Origin of the sequence: Granulicella sp. S156 (assembly GCF_009766105.1) — a bacterium.
In the GTDB taxonomy this organism is placed as follows: domain Bacteria; phylum Acidobacteriota; class Terriglobia; order Terriglobales; family Acidobacteriaceae; genus Granulicella.
Window position 1 is genome coordinate 365,418 of the sequence record NZ_LMUH01000022.1, and the last position, 15,200, is coordinate 380,617.

Annotated in this window: 10 protein-coding genes; 3 read left to right on the forward strand and 7 right to left on the reverse strand. The window is 60.0% G+C overall.

From position 1 onward, the window contains the following. Positions 1-52: 52 nt before the first annotated feature. A complete protein-coding gene (locus GSQ91_RS26085; RefSeq protein ID WP_256370388.1) occupies positions 53-184 on the reverse strand; it encodes a hypothetical protein in 132 nt (43 codons plus the stop codon). 108 nt (positions 185-292) lie between these two features. Continuing rightward, positions 293-628 carry a Rieske (2Fe-2S) protein gene (locus GSQ91_RS17215; protein WP_158822993.1) on the reverse strand — a complete coding sequence of 112 codons (336 nt, stop codon included), beginning with the start codon at positions 626-628 and terminating at the stop codon, positions 293-295. An 84-nt stretch (positions 629-712) separates the two neighbouring features. Between GSQ91_RS17215 and GSQ91_RS17220 the strand changes: the two genes are divergently transcribed. Next, positions 713-1,636 carry an alpha/beta hydrolase gene (locus tag GSQ91_RS17220; protein ID WP_158822994.1) on the forward strand — a complete coding sequence of 308 codons (924 nt, stop codon included), beginning with the start codon at positions 713-715 and terminating at the stop codon, positions 1,634-1,636. 367 nt (positions 1,637-2,003) lie between these two features. On the opposite strand, the gene GSQ91_RS17225 is transcribed toward GSQ91_RS17220, so the two are convergent. The 3 genes from GSQ91_RS17225 to GSQ91_RS17235 form a co-directional block, all read right to left on the reverse strand. After that, positions 2,004-3,323 (reverse strand): DUF1501 domain-containing protein, encoded by a 1,320-nt coding sequence (locus GSQ91_RS17225; RefSeq protein ID WP_254064657.1) that lies wholly within the window; start codon positions 3,321-3,323, stop codon positions 2,004-2,006. A gap of 167 nt (positions 3,324-3,490) precedes the next feature. Beyond that, a complete protein-coding gene (locus GSQ91_RS17230; protein ID WP_158822995.1) occupies positions 3,491-5,719 on the reverse strand; it encodes a DUF1800 domain-containing protein in 2,229 nt (742 codons plus the stop codon). Positions 5,720-5,911: 192 nt separating this feature from the next. Beyond that, positions 5,912-8,065 (reverse strand): thiamine pyrophosphate-dependent enzyme, encoded by a 2,154-nt coding sequence (locus GSQ91_RS17235; protein ID WP_158823263.1) that lies wholly within the window; start codon positions 8,063-8,065, stop codon positions 5,912-5,914. A gap of 199 nt (positions 8,066-8,264) precedes the next feature. Here GSQ91_RS17235 and GSQ91_RS17240 point away from each other — a divergent pair, with 199 nt between their 5' ends. Further along, positions 8,265-9,182 (forward strand): mechanosensitive ion channel family protein, encoded by a 918-nt coding sequence (locus tag GSQ91_RS17240; RefSeq protein WP_158822996.1) that lies wholly within the window; start codon positions 8,265-8,267, stop codon positions 9,180-9,182. Positions 9,183-9,323: 141 nt separating this feature from the next. Here GSQ91_RS17240 and GSQ91_RS17245 read toward each other — a convergent pair whose 3' ends face one another. Beyond that, positions 9,324-11,426: a thioredoxin domain-containing protein gene (locus GSQ91_RS17245; RefSeq protein WP_158822997.1), complete on the reverse strand. Its 2,103-nt coding sequence runs from the start codon at positions 11,424-11,426 to the stop codon at positions 9,324-9,326. Between the two features lie 99 nt (positions 11,427-11,525). After that, positions 11,526-13,574 carry a TolC family protein gene (locus GSQ91_RS17250; RefSeq protein WP_254064659.1) on the reverse strand — a complete coding sequence of 683 codons (2,049 nt, stop codon included), beginning with the start codon at positions 13,572-13,574 and terminating at the stop codon, positions 11,526-11,528. Positions 13,575-14,171: 597 nt separating this feature from the next. Between GSQ91_RS17250 and truA the strand changes: the two genes are divergently transcribed. Then, a complete protein-coding gene (gene truA, locus GSQ91_RS17255) occupies positions 14,172-14,993 on the forward strand; it encodes a tRNA pseudouridine(38-40) synthase TruA (RefSeq protein ID WP_158822998.1) in 822 nt (273 codons plus the stop codon). Positions 14,994-15,200 lie beyond the last annotated feature (207 nt).

The window sequence follows — 15,200 nt, forward strand, 5'->3', positions numbered from 1 at the left end:
AAAGACCCGGCTTTTGACCGGGTCTTCACAGTTAGAACGTTAGAACTCAAGACTATGCCCAGCGGCAAACCCGATGGCCGTGACGATAGTGGCAGACGCGATGACGATGGTGCTGCGCTTCAGCTGCGCTGAAAGATCCAGCGAGAAGGGCGAGAGCGAAGAGAGAGAGCAGAGTACGCTTCATCTAAAAATTCTCCAATCAGAGCGAACGATTTAAATTCGTCGCCGCCCATCATCTTAATGAGAAGCGACGACGAGCGAAATGGTTTTCTGGATTCAAAATCCCTCGGAATCAAGCTAGATTCACCGGCACGTTGTCGCCTAAATTCACCAATACTTCATCGTTTTCGACTTTTACGGGGAAAATGTCGACCTTCGCCCGCTCCGGCGGTTCGGCGATGCCCGTCGTTGTATTGAAGGCCCAAGAGTGCCACGGGCATACAACGGCTTCGCCTTCGATCCAGCCCTGACCTAGCGGCCCGCGGCGGTGCGGGCACCAGTTGTCGAGCGCCGACAGCCTTCCCTCGACGTTCGCCAGGCAGATCGCCACCCCCGCCACCTCGGCTTCCATGACATTCCCCGGCGCTGGAGACTCCTTCGCCGCACACAACCGAACCCACTGGGACACGTACTTCTCCTCCGGCTACTTCGCCATCGCCATCTTGGCTTATTTTCTTTTACACATGAGATGCTGGACTGGAGCAGGAGAACCATGCCGAACCGCCCGTCCAAAGCCCAAACTCGAGCCCAGACCAGACCGAATTCCGCCAGTAATGAACCCCCTGAAGTCGTCGATCCACGTTGGATTCTAAAGGCTCTTGGCGTGGTGATCGCCCTCGCCCTCGTCTGCGCCTACCTCGCCGTGTGCGGGCTGTTCTCCTACGGTCAGTGGCAACTCGTGCTCCAGCCGTCGCGAACCGTCGCGAAAACCCCATCGGACGTCGGGTTGACGTCCACAGAGGTCCGCTTTGGTGTGGATGCCAGCGGCCAGCCCCAGCTCGACGGATGGTGGATTCCCGGGGACTCCCCTGCCTATCCCACGGTCCTTATGCTGCACAGTGGCCAGGGCTCCCTCAGCGATGCCCTGCCGGACGCCCGCCTGCTCCACGATGCCCAACTCAACGTCCTGCTCTTCGACTATCGCGGCTTTGGCCGGAGCGGCGGCCAGCATCCGACCGAGGCGTGGATGGAAAACGATGCTGAATCAGCCCTCCGCTACATCAACGACACGCGTGGCGTGCCTGACAGCTCCGTCATTGCCTATGGGAGCGGTGCTGGCGCGGCGTTGGCAGCTAAGCTCTGCACCGAGCACAAAGATATAGCCGGGATCATCCTCCAAAACCCCGACGGAGACTTCGAGGCCCGGGTTCGGCAGGACTCCCGATCACGGATGGTCCCCGTCGGCCTGCTCTTCCACGAGCGCTTCCCCCTCGCCGATCGTCTGCACACCCTGGCCACGCCAAAGCTGGTAATCACCTCTACGAACGGCAAAGCTGCCCTCGATCCCCAGCAAATCGCCGACCCGAAGATGACGGTCGAACTTCCTCCCGGCCAGAACCAGCCAGCGCTGCATGAGGCCATCCGGCGGTTTCTGGACACCTATCTGAAACCCTCGGCTCTTCCAGTCAAGCCCTAAGTACCTTGACGCAAAGTTCGCAAAGGGGCCAAGCTTCGCTACGACAGCCGTGGCGAAACCTGGCTCTTTTCTTTGCGCACTTGGCGTCAAGGCTGTTGCTTTTGTCTCTCCCAAAAGGCGTGAAGGCCGCCAGTGTTTCGGCGGCCTTACAGAAGGGTGGGGAGGGTTGTGCGGATAGGGGATGCCGGTGACCGTGGGGACTGCTGGGCCGGCTGTTGCATTGTGTTACGTGTTACATCCAATAAGACGTAAGTTACCAGAAAAAGTTTTCCACTTTCCATATATTTCTTGAGGAAAGTAAAAGCAGGTCGAAAATCTCCGACCTGCTTTCCTTATATACAGAGATAAAACACTATATATAAATGAGTTACACGAAATTCAAGAAAGACGCCTTATCGACCTTGGCCCCCGGGAAAACGACCTCCATATCCCTGGATCCGAGCGTTTTGTAGGCTGCCTCGCCCAGGATTCTCCGGAAATCGGTTGTCACGGTGAGGTCGCGCCCCTCGTTGAGCTGCTCGTTGGAAAGGCCCGGCCACTTGCCGTAGACCTTGCCACCTCTCACCTTGCCACCCAGGACGAACATCACATTCGCGTGGCCGTGGTCCGTGCCACCCGTTCCGTTCTGCCTCGCCGTACGCCCAAACTCGGACATCGTGACCAGCGTGACGTTCTCGGAGTCGTCGCCCATGTCCTTCCAGAAGGCGGCGATGGTCTCGGAGAACTCCTTGAGCCGATTGGCGAACTGGCCATTCGCGCCGCCCTGGTTTTGGTGGGTATCCCAGCCCCCGATGTCGGAGAATGCCGCCTCGACACCGAGATTCGCCTTGAGCAGCTGAGCTACCTGCTTGAGGCTGTTGCCGAACGCCGTATTGGGGTAGGTGACTCCAGCTGCCGGCTGATAGTGGGCCGGGTCGGCAGCTTTCAGCATCTTGACGGCTTCAAAGGTCTCCTGGCCGGTACCGTGCAGTACGGCGTCCGAACTCTCGTCGTACATAGCCTGAAAGGCGTTTGAGATCGGAGAGGTCTGGGGACCCTTCCCGGCTACCGAGAAATCGTTCAGGTTGGCGACCGCAATCGCCGGAATCTTCCCCTGGAGGGTGCGGGGAACCTGGGTACCCAGCGCCACGGCACGGAAAGCCGTCGGCTTGCCGCTCAGCTTTTCGTCCTGAAGAGCCCTGTTAAGCCAGCCATCCTGCGTGACTTTGACGCCAGGCGTGCCCGACTCCATATAGTCCTGCGCGTCGAAGTGTGAGCGCGAAGGGTCGGGCGAGCCGGCCGCGTGGACGATGGCAAGATGTCCCTGGTCGTAGAGCGGCTTGAACGCAGCCATCGAAGGATGCAGTCCGAAGAACCCGTTGAGGTCAATCACTTCGTTCTGCTTGATCGCGATTGTGGGACGCATCGCGTAGTAGTTCTTTTCGGCATGGGGCACCACGACGTTCAGACCATCGCAGGCGCCGCGCTGGAAGATGACGACCAGCTTCTTCTTATTGGCGGCAGCCGTGGTCATCTCCGCGTAGATGGACCGCGTAAGAAAGCTTGGGATGACCGAAGTACCGACCAGCGCCAGTGCACCACCACGCATGAACCCGCGCCGCGTAACGGTATTGCGCCGCGGAAGATCGCGCCCGTGCATATCGCAACCCCAGTCGCTTGAATCGGTATAGATCGTCCTGGTTGACATGGTCGAGCTCCTTTTGCCGAAGGTGCAGCCGATAATCGCAGCGCCCCTTGCTGGTAGTAACTCTACTCCCGCACGAAAGTTGCCCGGAGGCGCAGAGTCCAGGTGATCCCCGGCTCAAATGCGTCTAAATAGATCGACGCAGACCTCCTGCTACCTTGTTGGACGCTCTATCTTCGCTGAAAGTCGGGAGATCCCAGCAGTAATCCCGCCATGGTGTCCAGTGGCGTCACCGGCTGCACCGCCTGAAAGCCCGGGCTCTGCTTCTGCTGCTTTGGAGCGCCGGTATTGACCCGCAGGAAAGAGGCTCCGGCGCCCACATCGTCAGATTCGTTCGACTTCAGGGCAAAGTTCTGTTGGGCCGCCTGCTGCGTCGCAGGATTCGTAAACTGATTCATCACGGTCTCACGAGTATGAGAGGCGGCTGGTTGGCCCAGGAGCAGCGCCTCGAGCTTCAACTCCGTGGCTGAGTTCGGCGAGGTGACAACCGGAGACTCTTGGGGATCTCCAAGCAAACGTGGCCAATCGGGATGAGCCCCTGGAACGTGATCGCCACTCAGGACGAGCGCGAAGTTCATGCGCGAGACCAGCGCATTGCTGCTGACCCAATGATCGGCCTGCCATGAGTAGCCGTTCGGAGTCTGCATCCCGTAGATCGGCATGCCCAGCTGGTTCATGGCCTGCACCAGGGCAATGGGGTTCGCGACCGTAGCATCGCTGGCACGCAGCGCCGAAGCCATAAACTCGATCGGCGTCTTGACCTTGGCGCGATAGACCGACGGAGCCCAGAACTCGGGCGAGTGGAACATCGTGCTCAGGACCGCCCTAATGTCGCCGTCCGTTTTGAGAAACGTGGCAGCCATGCGGTTGACCAATGCGGGTGGAGGCGTGTCGCTGACAAATCGCACAGCCAGCTTGTTGGAGACAAAGTGCGCCGTCGCGGGACTGGTAGCCAGGATATGCAGCACCTGTAGTCCCTCGTTCACGCCCCCCTCGGGGATCGTATGGCCGAGAACCGTCTTGGGCCCAGGCTCGTGGCGATTCTCTTCGAAGACGAAATCGCTGCTGCCACCCTGGTTCGGCCGGTCGATCGTCCAGCCGGTAAAGCACTTGGCGACCTCAATCACATCTTTCTGGGTATAGCCGCCATTCACGCCGAGCGTGTGCAGCTCCATGAGCTCGCGACCGTAGTTTTCATTCAGACCCTTAGGAAGAGCCTTCGCGATATTAGAGTCGGGAGCAGCCTGGCTGATCCGCTTACCGCGAGACGCTGCCCGCGAGTTTGGGCCGATGCTCTGGGCATTATCCAGATACAGCAGCATCGCCGGGCTCTTGGCGTTGGCTATCAGGAGATCCTCAAACTTGCCCAATGCATTCGGCAGGACTGCATCATGCTCATAAGAGGCAAGCAGATAGGGCTCGAGCTGGTTCTTCCTTATATAGACGCTGAAGTGATTCAACCAAAAGTCGACCATAACAGCCTGCAACTGGCGTTCCGAGTACGCATCGCGCAGTATTCGCTCCTGCATGGCTTCGGAGCTCACCATGCGAACTGGGCCCTGCATGGCAGCCAGGCTTTCCTGCTGCGCGGGAGAGAGGCCCTTCATCAGAGTTCCCAGCTCGCGCGGTTTGACGCCTTTGCGGAAGCTGACCATCTCTTCGGGTGACATAGCAACAAGCCTTTCAAAGCGCTGGCCTGGCGGCAGGGAGAGAACAGCCGCAACCTCGTCTTCGCCCATCGGCGACTCATTGAATCTGCGCTTGCCGTTGGCATTGACCTTCTGCATAGTTCCATCGGACATCAACTGGCTGTCTGCGTCCGCTGTCTTCGCTCCTCTTATGTTGTCGACCTCAGCCATGTCAGTGGAAGCGCCGGGAGCTGTCGTACTGTCTTGAGTGGCTTCGGCATTTTCTATCTTTGCAAGATAGGCCGCCATAGAATCCGCGTAGATAGCATGTTCTACAGGATCGGTGGGCAAAGGAGCGCCGGTGCGTGCCATCTGACGGATCATCTGCGGCGCCGGATAACGTCTCATCATCTCCGCCTGCGAGAGTCTTAGCGCTGGAAACTGATTGAGCCGTGCCTCGAACGCCGAGTCGTCAATGGTCTCAGGATGAAGCTGGCGCTGGAACCAGGGCTCCAATCCCATCTTGTTGACGGCCTGTTCGTCGCCGGGACGAGGGCCAAAGGTCAGGCGGTTGAGTGCGTGGAGTGTCTTCTGCTGGTGGGTAAGCGGCGTCTGCTGAACATTGGTGGGAAGAACAATGCTGCTCGAAGGAGTCGTAGCCGGTACTGCGGCCATAGCCGGGGGCACCACCATCAACACACAAAGTGCAGCCACTGTAGCGGCTCTGCCTGCTTCCAATCCATGGCCTAAAAGCTTTGCCGGCGTTGTCATGGTGAGGTTCTCCAGTGGCGTGCGTGGCCCGTCACCGTGTTCAGACCCACACCCAGGCACTCAGTTGCGGAAAAGCCTTGACGCAAAGGGCGCAAAGAAAAGAGCCAAGTTTCGCCACGACCACCGTGGCGAAACTTGGCTCCCTTTGCGCTCTTTGCGTCAGGGCCGTTGCTTGTCCTAGCCAATGAGGCCCTAAAACGCTGCCAGATCGCTCATCGCCTGGAACAGATGTTCGGGCTGTGGCAGAATCACGTCTTCCAGCAGCGGTTGATAGGCCACGAACGTGTCCATCGACCCAACCCGGCGCACCGGAGCATCGAGATCATGGAAGAGCTCATCGCCTATGCGAGCAGCGATTTCAGCGCCGTATCCCCAGCTCAACATGTCCTCGTGTGCCACAAGGACCTTGCTGGTCTTGCGGACAGAGGTTGCGATCGCTTCCCAATCGTAGGGGCTGAGAGAGCGAAGGTCGATTACCTCGACATCGATTCCCTTCTCGCGCTCCATCCGCTGGGCCGCCTGCAGAGCCCTCGGCACAACAGCGCCGTAGGTGATGACACTCAGGTCCTTACCCTCTTTGACGACCTTCGCCTTACCAAACGGAATCGTGTAGTTCGGTCCCGGATAAGCAGATCTCCCAAAGGTCTCGCGGTACAGGCGCTTGTGCTCGAGGAACAATACGGGGTCATCGCAACGGATAGCCGTGCGCAGTAGCCCGATGGCATCGAGTGCATTAGAAGGCATGACAACGCGTACACCCGGCGTGTGCGTAAAGATGCTCTCACCCGACTGCGAATGATAGATAGACCCACCGGTGAGATAGCCGCCGATGGGCACCCGCATGACCAGCGGGCTGGAGAACTGCCCGTTCGAGCGCCAGCGCATCACAGAGAGCTCATTGCGCATCTGGTGCATCGCCGGCCAGATGTAGTCAAAGAATTGGATCTCGACGACCGGCTTCAGCCCGCGTACCGCCATGCCGATCGCGCGGCCGGTGATGTTGGCCTCGGCCAGCGGCGAGTTCCACACACGGTCGTTGCCAAACTCCTTCTGCAGTCCGTGGGTGACTTTGAAGACGCCGCCCTTGCCCTTGAGCTTGCCAGCGCGCAGTTCCTTGTCGCGCGTAGCATCGGCTACGTCCTCGCCGAAGACGACGACGCGCTCGTCGCGGCGCATCTCGTCATGCAGGCACGCGTTGATGAGGTCGAGCATCGTGCGCTCATTGGAGTCGGCCGTCGGCTCGATCTCGCGCTCGAAGATCGGATCTGTAGGCTTCAGGTCTTCCGAGTACACATGGCGCAGGATGGTGTCGGGCTGCGGAAGCACCGCCGCGAGCGCGCGGTCGGCAGCACGCTGCACCTCTTCGTCCACCTTGCGCTCCAGCTCGTTGATGCCCTGTGCGTCGAGGATACCCTCACGCAGCAGCCACATCTGCATCCGCGAGATCGGATCGCGCAACCCATCGGCGTGCAGCTCTTCCTCGCTGCGATAGAGCCGTTCGTCATCGCTCAGGGAGTGCGAGTACGGCCGCACGACATGGCCGTGGACCAGCGCGGGCCCCTTGCCTGCGCGGCAGTAGGCCACGGCTTCGACCATCGCCTTGTAGCTCGCGATGGCATCGGTCCCGTCCACCTCGGCAAAATGAAAGTTTGGGAAATTTGCAATCAGGCGCGAGATATTGCCGCCAGGGGTGTTCGCTTCAACTGGCGTGGAGATGGCATACCCGTTGTCCTCAACGACATACAGCACGGGCAGTTTGTTGTTGGAGGCTGTATTCAGCGACTCCCAGAACTCGCCCTGGCTCGTCGAGCCTTCGCCGATCGACACATACGTGACTTCGTCGCCGTGGAACGTCACATCCTTGAACTCACGGTAGTCGCCGTCAGCCTTCTTCGCAGCCTCTGGATGATGGTTGAAATAACGTCCAGCCTCGGCACAGCCGACGGCGTGGAGGCACTGCGTCGCAGTCGACGAGGAGGGCGAGACGATGTTCAGGCGGCGGCTGGTCCAGTGCGAGGGCATCTGACGCCCGCCGCTGGCAGGATCGTCCGCTGCGCCGACGGCCTGCAGCAGTTGCTCCTCGACCGTATTGCCCAGTGCCAGGCAGATGGCGCGGTCGCGATAGTAGGGGAAGAACCAGTCATAGCCCGGCTTCAGCGCCAGACCGGCGGCGACCAGCAGGGCCTCATGCCCGGCGCAGGAGATCTGGAAGAAGATCTTCTGCTGCCGTTTGAGCAGGATCTCGCGGTCATCGGTGCGCCGCGAGAGGTACATGAGCCGGTAAAACTCGATAAGCTGCGCGGCGGAAAGGCCGGCAGCAATGGGCTCGCCTGCTGGCGATGCCATGATCTTGCTGTTGGACGTATTCTTAGTCGCCAAGCCCGTGTCTCCCCCACTCCGATCCTTGCAAGATTCTACTCGTATCACGCGGTGGAAAGGGTTGGCCACTTTTTCAATCTGCGCGGTTTTGGAGACAACGTTCCACAGAGCGTGCATCTAACTCTCCGATGCGCCCGTATCCTTTTTCAGGAGACTGTTTAACAAGATGACGCTCTTTCCCAAATTTCTGTGGTTTAAGACGCTGGAGTACGGCTGGCACGACGACCTCCTGAAGTTTCTCCAGCACGGTCTGCCGAAGATCGTGCTGGCGCTAGTGATCGCCCTGATCTTGCAGCAGGTCGTCTCTTTCTTCGTCAAGCGCATGGCCAAGCGCGCCGACCGGCTGGCCGGCAACCCGCAACGGGCTGCCCAGATACGCACTGCCGCCGGCATCATTCGGGCTACGTCGTATGCCCTGCTGGCCTTCTATGTGTTTATTCAGGTGCTGGATGCGGTCGGCTTCCCGCTGGGGCCCTTTATCGCCTCGGCCGGTGTCATCGGCCTGGGCATCAGCTTTGGAGCGCAGTCCATCTTCAAGGACATGCTTACGGGCATCTTCATCCTGGTTGAAGACCAGTACAACATCGGCGATGTCGTGAAGATTGCGGGACTGCAGGGTCAGGTCGAAAACCTGACATTGCGCTGCACGACGCTGCGCGACGGCGACGGCACGCTGTACATTGTGCCGAACAGCCAGATCGCAACCGTCTCCAATCTGTCGCGCGACTTCTCGGTGGCAACGCTGACGGTAAGCGTCGATACGGAGGTGAACCCTGACCGGGTGGTGACTCTGCTGACGAAGCTTGCCACCGATCTGAAGGCCGATGAGGCCTTTAACAACGTCATCATTGCCGAGCCACAGGTGCTCGGAGTGGATAAGATCACCGGCCATGAGGCTCTCTACCCGATCAACCTGCGGGTTCGGGCGAACCAGCGGGATGGGGTTCTGCGGGAACTGAGGCGCCGGGTGCTCGTCGCGTTCGATAAGGAAGACATCCCCTTCGGCACGCCGAACAGCACAATCCTGCTTCAGAAACCAGATCCGACAGCTACGCCAGGTACTGCGAGCGTATTGCCTTCGTAGTGGTCGTTCCGTGTTGGAGAGTGCCGTAGAACAGTAAATTTCGGTTGGATGAAGCAGATTTCAAATCGACACGATAAACGCCCCGACTGGGGCGTTTATCGTGTCGAAGTGCATCTATCTCTATATATTTCAACACTTACATTACGAGTTGAGCGCTTCTCTCAATGCCTCGACGGTCTGGACCGGGGGGAGGCAGGTGTTTCCCTTGCAGACGACGGCGTAACTGCCCTCCACGGAAGGAAGGTTCGGAAGGGTTTCGGCCAGCGCGGGCGGGAGATCATGGCCCACGCGGACGACGCTCTTGTTCACCGCAAATCCAAAGATCGCGGCGATTTCCAGTTCGCGCGCTTGGTCGTCGGACCCGGCAATGCAGATCTGGGTCGAGGACTCTACTGCGCGGCGTAGAGCCAGGCCGTAGCTCGCGGCATAGAGCCCGAAGTGTTCGACGACGCCGGCGAAGGTCTCCAGCGTCTCCTGCGCGCGGGTGTTGTAGACCTCGCGATTCGTCAGGGCAGCCAGCCGCAGCAACAGAGTTGCGGCGACCGAGTTCCCTGCCGGTGTCGGCGCATCCTGCAACGGCTTGCGACGAGCGCTCAAAGCTCCGATGGGGGCCGGGGCGCCTTCCACACGTTCGGTATCGAAGAAGCCGCTGCCGGTCACGTCGTAGAAACGTGTGAGCATGGCGTCGGCGATCTCCTGCGCGACGGTGAAGTAGCGCAGCTCTCCCGTGGATTCCCAGGCGTCGAGCGCGGCGTTGGCTAGAAAACCATAGTCTTCGAGCACGCCTGCGACCCGCGCCGCGGATCCTCCGGTTTCTCCATAGGCGACCACATGCGCCAATCCTTCTGCAGGATTCCACGCGGCGCTCAGCACGCGATCGAGCGAGCGCAGCGCAAACTCGCGTACCTCGGGTAGATCCAGCACGCGTGCGGCCGCAAAATAGGCGGCGATGCACATGCCGTTCCAGCCGGTGTAGATCGTCTTGTCGACATACGGCGTCCTGCGCTGAAGGCGTGCGGCATATAGCTTTGCGGCAGCCGCTGCGAGCGTCTCGCGTACTTCCACCGGCGTGCGATTCGACCTACTCGCGATCGTTTCGACGGACTCTCCCAGGTGCAGGACGTTCTTCTGAGGATTGTGGTGCATGTCGCCGACATCGCGCAGATTGAAGTACGGCGCTGCCACAGCAAACTCTTCGGCGGTAAGGACCGCCTTGGCTTCGGCACGAGTCCAGGTGAAGTAGTCGCCGTCGTCTTCCAGGGAGTCATCTGCATCCTGTGAGGCGTAGAAGCCGCCGCGCTCACGATCGCTCAAAACTTCATCCATCCAGCGCAGAATGCCTTTCGCAACGCGCGCGAACTCCGGCACGGCAAAGCTCTGGAAGGCGTGCACGTAGTTCTTCAACAGCTCGCTGTTGTCGTACGCCATCTTCTCGAAGTGCGGAACGATCCATCGCTCGTCCACCGAGTAGCGATGGAACCCTCCGGCAAGCTGATCGTGGATGCCACCCGCTGCCATCTTCTGGAGCGTTACAGTGACGACGTTGCGGGCGCGATCAGCCAGATCGCCGCCGCGAGAAGCCGCGTCGATCAGCAGATCGAGCGCCGCGGAGTGCGGGAACTTGGGCTGCGATCCAAAGCCGCCGTTGCGTTCGTCAAACTGCTGAATAGCCGAGTCGATGAGCTTTTCCAGCAGCGGCGAACCGGGATTGCCCGCGCGGCCGGAGAAGCTCTCGTTTTCTTCGATAGCCAGCATCACACCGTCGGCGGATTCGTTCACGTCCGCGCGCTGGTTGTGGAAGGCGTCGACCATGGTGAGCAGGACGCGCTGAAAGCTCGGACGGCCATAGCGGTCTTCGGGCGGGAAATACGTTCCGCCAAAGTAGGGCTTGCCCTCAGGGGTTAGAAATGCCGTGAGCGGCCAGCCACCTTGCCCACTGATCGTGGAGACTGCGGCCTGATAGCGTGTGTCCACATCTGGGCGTTCGTCGCGGTCCACCTTCACGGCGATGAAGTGCTCGTTGATCACCCCGGCGGTGGCGGCGTTCTCATAGCTCTCGCGGTCCATGACATGGCACCAGTGGCACCACACGGCACCGATGTCCAGCAGCACGGGCTTATTCTCGCGCTCCGCCTTGGCGAAGGCCTCGGCGCCCCATTCGTGCCAGTCGATCGGCTGATGGCGCGCCGAGCGCAGATAGGCTGACGCAGCGCGGCCCAGAGAGTTTTCGTGTTCAGTGCTCATAGCAAGACTCCAAGTATCTAGATGCCTACATGAAGAAAAGGCCGCAGCGAACATCGCTGCGGCCTTCGCTTTTCTGTTTTACTGCTTTGTTTTCCGTTCTTACTGAGGCGGCGCTGCGGGTGTGGAGCTGAGCGGCTTGGGAGCTGCCGGAGCTGTAGGAGCTGTCAAGCCCGGGATGACCGGAGCCTGCGAAACTCTGCCCACTGCCGCGGCTTCGATGTTGATGCCATAGCGATCCAGCGTATTCGAGACCAACTGCAGAAGAGCAGCGCGGTCCTTGGCATAGGCCGCTGTCGAAGAGATCAGCGTGTTCTCGGAGGTAGCCAGATTCCTGCCCTGTTGCAGCACATTCGCAGTCGTCGAAGCGCCGAGCCTGTACTTCTTCTGCTCCGCATCGAGGCTCTGTGCCGCATAGTCGCGGGCTGCCTGGGCCGCCGCTACCTGCGCCCGGTCATTGGTCAAGGCGTACTGCCCGTTGATGACCTGAATCCGGATCTGGGTGTAGAGCTGCTGCAACCGCATCTGCGACTGGCGGAGCTCCATCTGCGAACGGGCCTGGTCGGCCTGCGCCGACCGGTTGCGAAGAGGAATGGTGATGTTCAAACCAACCGCATAGTTCGGGTTGGTGTTGTTGAACGTGTCGCCTGCCGCTGTGCCGTATCCGGAGCTCGTTGGGCAGCCAGTTGTCAAGCCATACAGCGCGAGAGTCGCTGCGCAAGCTGGGTTTGTCTGACCGGCAAGACCGCTGCCTCCATAGAACCCGTAGGCGTCGACGGTCGGCAGCAGACCGTTCTTCTCTGCCTTGATGGTGATCTGGTTGTTCTTCATGTTCAACACCGCCTGTTCGATCTGCGGGTTGTTCACGTAGGCCTCTCGAACCAGACCTTCTGCGGACATATCCTCTTCCGGCAATCTGTCGAGCCCGACGCGATCGGTGGGAATTACTGGTGCAGCCGACAGCTGCGGATCGTTCAGGTTGCGGGCAATCGCCTGCTTCATGATGAGCTGCTGATACTCCAGGTTGGTCTGCGAAGCGATCAACGCCTGCTTGTCGCTGGCCACCGAGCTATCGGAGTTCACAACGTCCAGCGGCGCCAGCGTGCCAATCTCGAGCTGCTTGCGATTGTCCGCGGTGAGTTGCGTGGACTGCGTGAGAGCGCGTTCCTTGGCCTGTTCGTCCTCGTAGGCACTCACGAGACCCCAGTAGATGTTCTCTACCTGGTTGACGGTGTAGAGCAACTGCTGCCGGAACGCCGAGTCTGTAATCCTGCGGTCGTTTTTGGCCTGCAGGATGAACCGCCCATTGATGCCTGTACCGAATCCCTGCAGCAGGTGCTGCGTCACTGTGGCCTGAAAGGTAGCCTGGAACTGCGGAGTATAGGCACTGTTCGGGTTGTTGGTAGTTACCCTGCCGTTGTCGTACAGAACCGTCACTTGTGTTCCCGTGAGGAAGCCCTGCTGGTACTGGGCGTTGTACGTAGCGGTGTGATTGAAGATACTCGACAAACCACCACTAAACAGCGGGGTGGACTGTGCCTGGTCCTGCGCTTGATACTCCAGAGCTCCCGTAATCACAGGGTCCAGGACTTCGGGCGTCGGGCCGCTGCCGTTGGTGCTGAGCACCAGTCCGGAGGCGCCTGCGCCGCCGCCGCCCGCACCGCTCGTGGTGCCACCCGGGCCGCCACCCGTAGTAATCGTGGAACTCGTACCACCCAGCGTGTTGGCTACAATGCCGGTCGAAACACCGCGCAGTGAGGAGCCGGCTTTGGCGCGCAGCAGATCGGTGTCCGCGATATCCAGGTTGATGCGTGCGATGGCGATGTCGTAGTTGTTCTCCAGCGCCAGCCTTACGGCGTCACTGAGGCTCAGATAGATCTTGCCGTTGCGCAGGAGGTCATCCAACTGCGATGTATTACCGAGCCGAGCCGCCACGTAGGTAGTCGAAGTGTAATCACGGAACGGATTGGGGAAGAACGGCTTGCCCTTGGAGTAGTCGGTGGAGGTGGGCCGCAGAAAGAGCGGCTCGGTCAGCTTCGGGTCGGGAGCCTGGGGCAGTCCCGGGGTGCCGGTGGTGTCGTTCTGCACCGACTGCGGAGCGGCCGGAGCAGTCGGGCTGACCTGAGTCTGCGCCTGACGGGAAACTTTCACGGTAGCCTGCTGGGCTAACCCCTGCGGCAGAATGCTCACCAAAGTCATTGCGACACAGGCTGTCGCCTGCAAATGCCTGAATTTCACGGTCCGTTTCTCCAACACTCGGTTCTCCAACTTCCCTATGGCCTAGACGATGGCATAGATACGGTTGCGGCAACCGCCTGGTTCCCGCGTACCTGATCTGAATGGATTGCGGACCCAGTATATCGTCCGTAAATTGAATAGGCTCGGGTTAAAGATGCGGGAAAGCAACAATGGACCCACATAATTACGGGGGTGATAGGTTTCTCGTCGTCATCCTGAGCCGTAGGCGAAGGACCCCCGTATTTGTGGTGGCACAGACGCTAAGCGCGCCACATGCACTGGTTGTGTCTCGCTTTGCGTCTGTGGTCGCACGAATGCGGGGGTCCTTTGACGCAAAGCGCGCCACAAACATCTGCATCGCGCTCTGCATCAGGGGGTCCTTTGACGCAAAGCGCGCCACAAACATCTGCATCGCGCTCTGCATCAGGGGGTCCTTCAGCTACGCTTCAGGATGACGACGAAAAACAAACAACGGCAAAACCCAAGGAAAGTACCGCCCTTACCATTTCGATGAATCACTGGAAGCTCACACTTAGTTATGACGGCACCCCCTTCCACGGCTGGCAGGTACAGCCGGGGCTGGCGACCGTTCAAGGTTCGCTGGCCGGCGCGCTGCAGCGCGTCACCGGGGAGAGAGTTCTGCCGCAAGGTTCGGGACGCACGGACGCCGGCGTCCATGCCCTGGCCCAGGTAGCCTCGTTTGCCCTCGAATCTCCTGTGCCTGCCGCCAATCTGCTGCGAGCGTTGAACCATGCGCTGCCGCCCAGCATCCGTGTGCTAGCTGCCGAGCAGGTAGACCCGAACTTTCATGCCAGGCACAGCGCGCGGCGCAAGACGTACGAGTACCGCCTCTTCGAACGAAGAGCGTGCGAGGGAGAGGATGGAGTTGACGGCGAACGCATCTGCCCGCCGTTTCTCGCACCCTACGCCTGGGACTGCCGCTGGACGCTGGAGTTCGAACCCATGCAGGAGGCGGCGCGATTGCTCCACGGAACCCATGATTTCAGCTCGTTTGCGGCCTCCGACCCCGAACGAGGAGTTCGCGAAGAGGAAACTGCTGAGGGCCCGAATCCGGTAAAGACCCTGCTGCTCTCGGAGTGGGTCCGGAGGGACGACCTGCTCGTCTATCGGGTGACGGGTAGCGGGTTTCTGCACCATATGGTGCGGAATATCGTTGGAACCCTTGTCGATATTGGCCGCGGCAGTCTCCAGGCGAGTGACATTTCCCGCATCCTTGCAGCGCGCGATCGTACGGCTGCGGGGCCGACCGCGCCGGCGTGCGGTCTTTTTCTAGAGTCGGTTGAGTACGATTCGAGGCCGCCCGCTGATTAATAGCGACAGGGCAAACACTTCTAAACTTCAACCAGCACACAGGAAGAACAAGCAACAGCAAAAGCCTTAACGCAGAGGACGCGGAGGTTTCGCAAAGGTCGCAGAGGGTGTTGTGGCGGCCTTTGCGTTTTTCCTCTGCGCCCTCTGCGTTAAGGCTTTTTGGCTGCCCGCCAAGAATTTGCCGGGATAAGATGGACGTTTCCCCAA

Bases quoted from the DNA above. Each gene is read 5' to 3' on its own strand.
- GSQ91_RS17235 (WP_158823263.1), bottom strand. From the start codon at position 8,065: ATGGCATCGCCAGCAGGCGAGCCCATTGCTGCCGGCCTTTCCGCCGCG.
- GSQ91_RS26085 (WP_256370388.1), bottom strand. From the start codon at position 184: ATGAAGCGTACTCTGCTCTCTCTCTTCGCTCTCGCCCTTCTCGCTGGA.
- GSQ91_RS17230 (WP_158822995.1), bottom strand. From the start codon at position 5,719: ATGACAACGCCGGCAAAGCTTTTAGGCCATGGATTGGAAGCAGGCAGA.
- GSQ91_RS17220 (WP_158822994.1), top strand. From the start codon at position 713: ATGCCGAACCGCCCGTCCAAAGCCCAAACTCGAGCCCAGACCAGACCG.
- GSQ91_RS17240 (WP_158822996.1), top strand. From the start codon at position 8,265: ATGACGCTCTTTCCCAAATTTCTGTGGTTTAAGACGCTGGAGTACGGC.
- GSQ91_RS17245 (WP_158822997.1), bottom strand. From the start codon at position 11,426: ATGAGCACTGAACACGAAAACTCTCTGGGCCGCGCTGCGTCAGCCTAT.
- GSQ91_RS17225 (WP_254064657.1), bottom strand. From the start codon at position 3,323: ATGTCAACCAGGACGATCTATACCGATTCAAGCGACTGGGGTTGCGAT.
- truA (WP_158822998.1), top strand. From the start codon at position 14,172: ATGAATCACTGGAAGCTCACACTTAGTTATGACGGCACCCCCTTCCAC.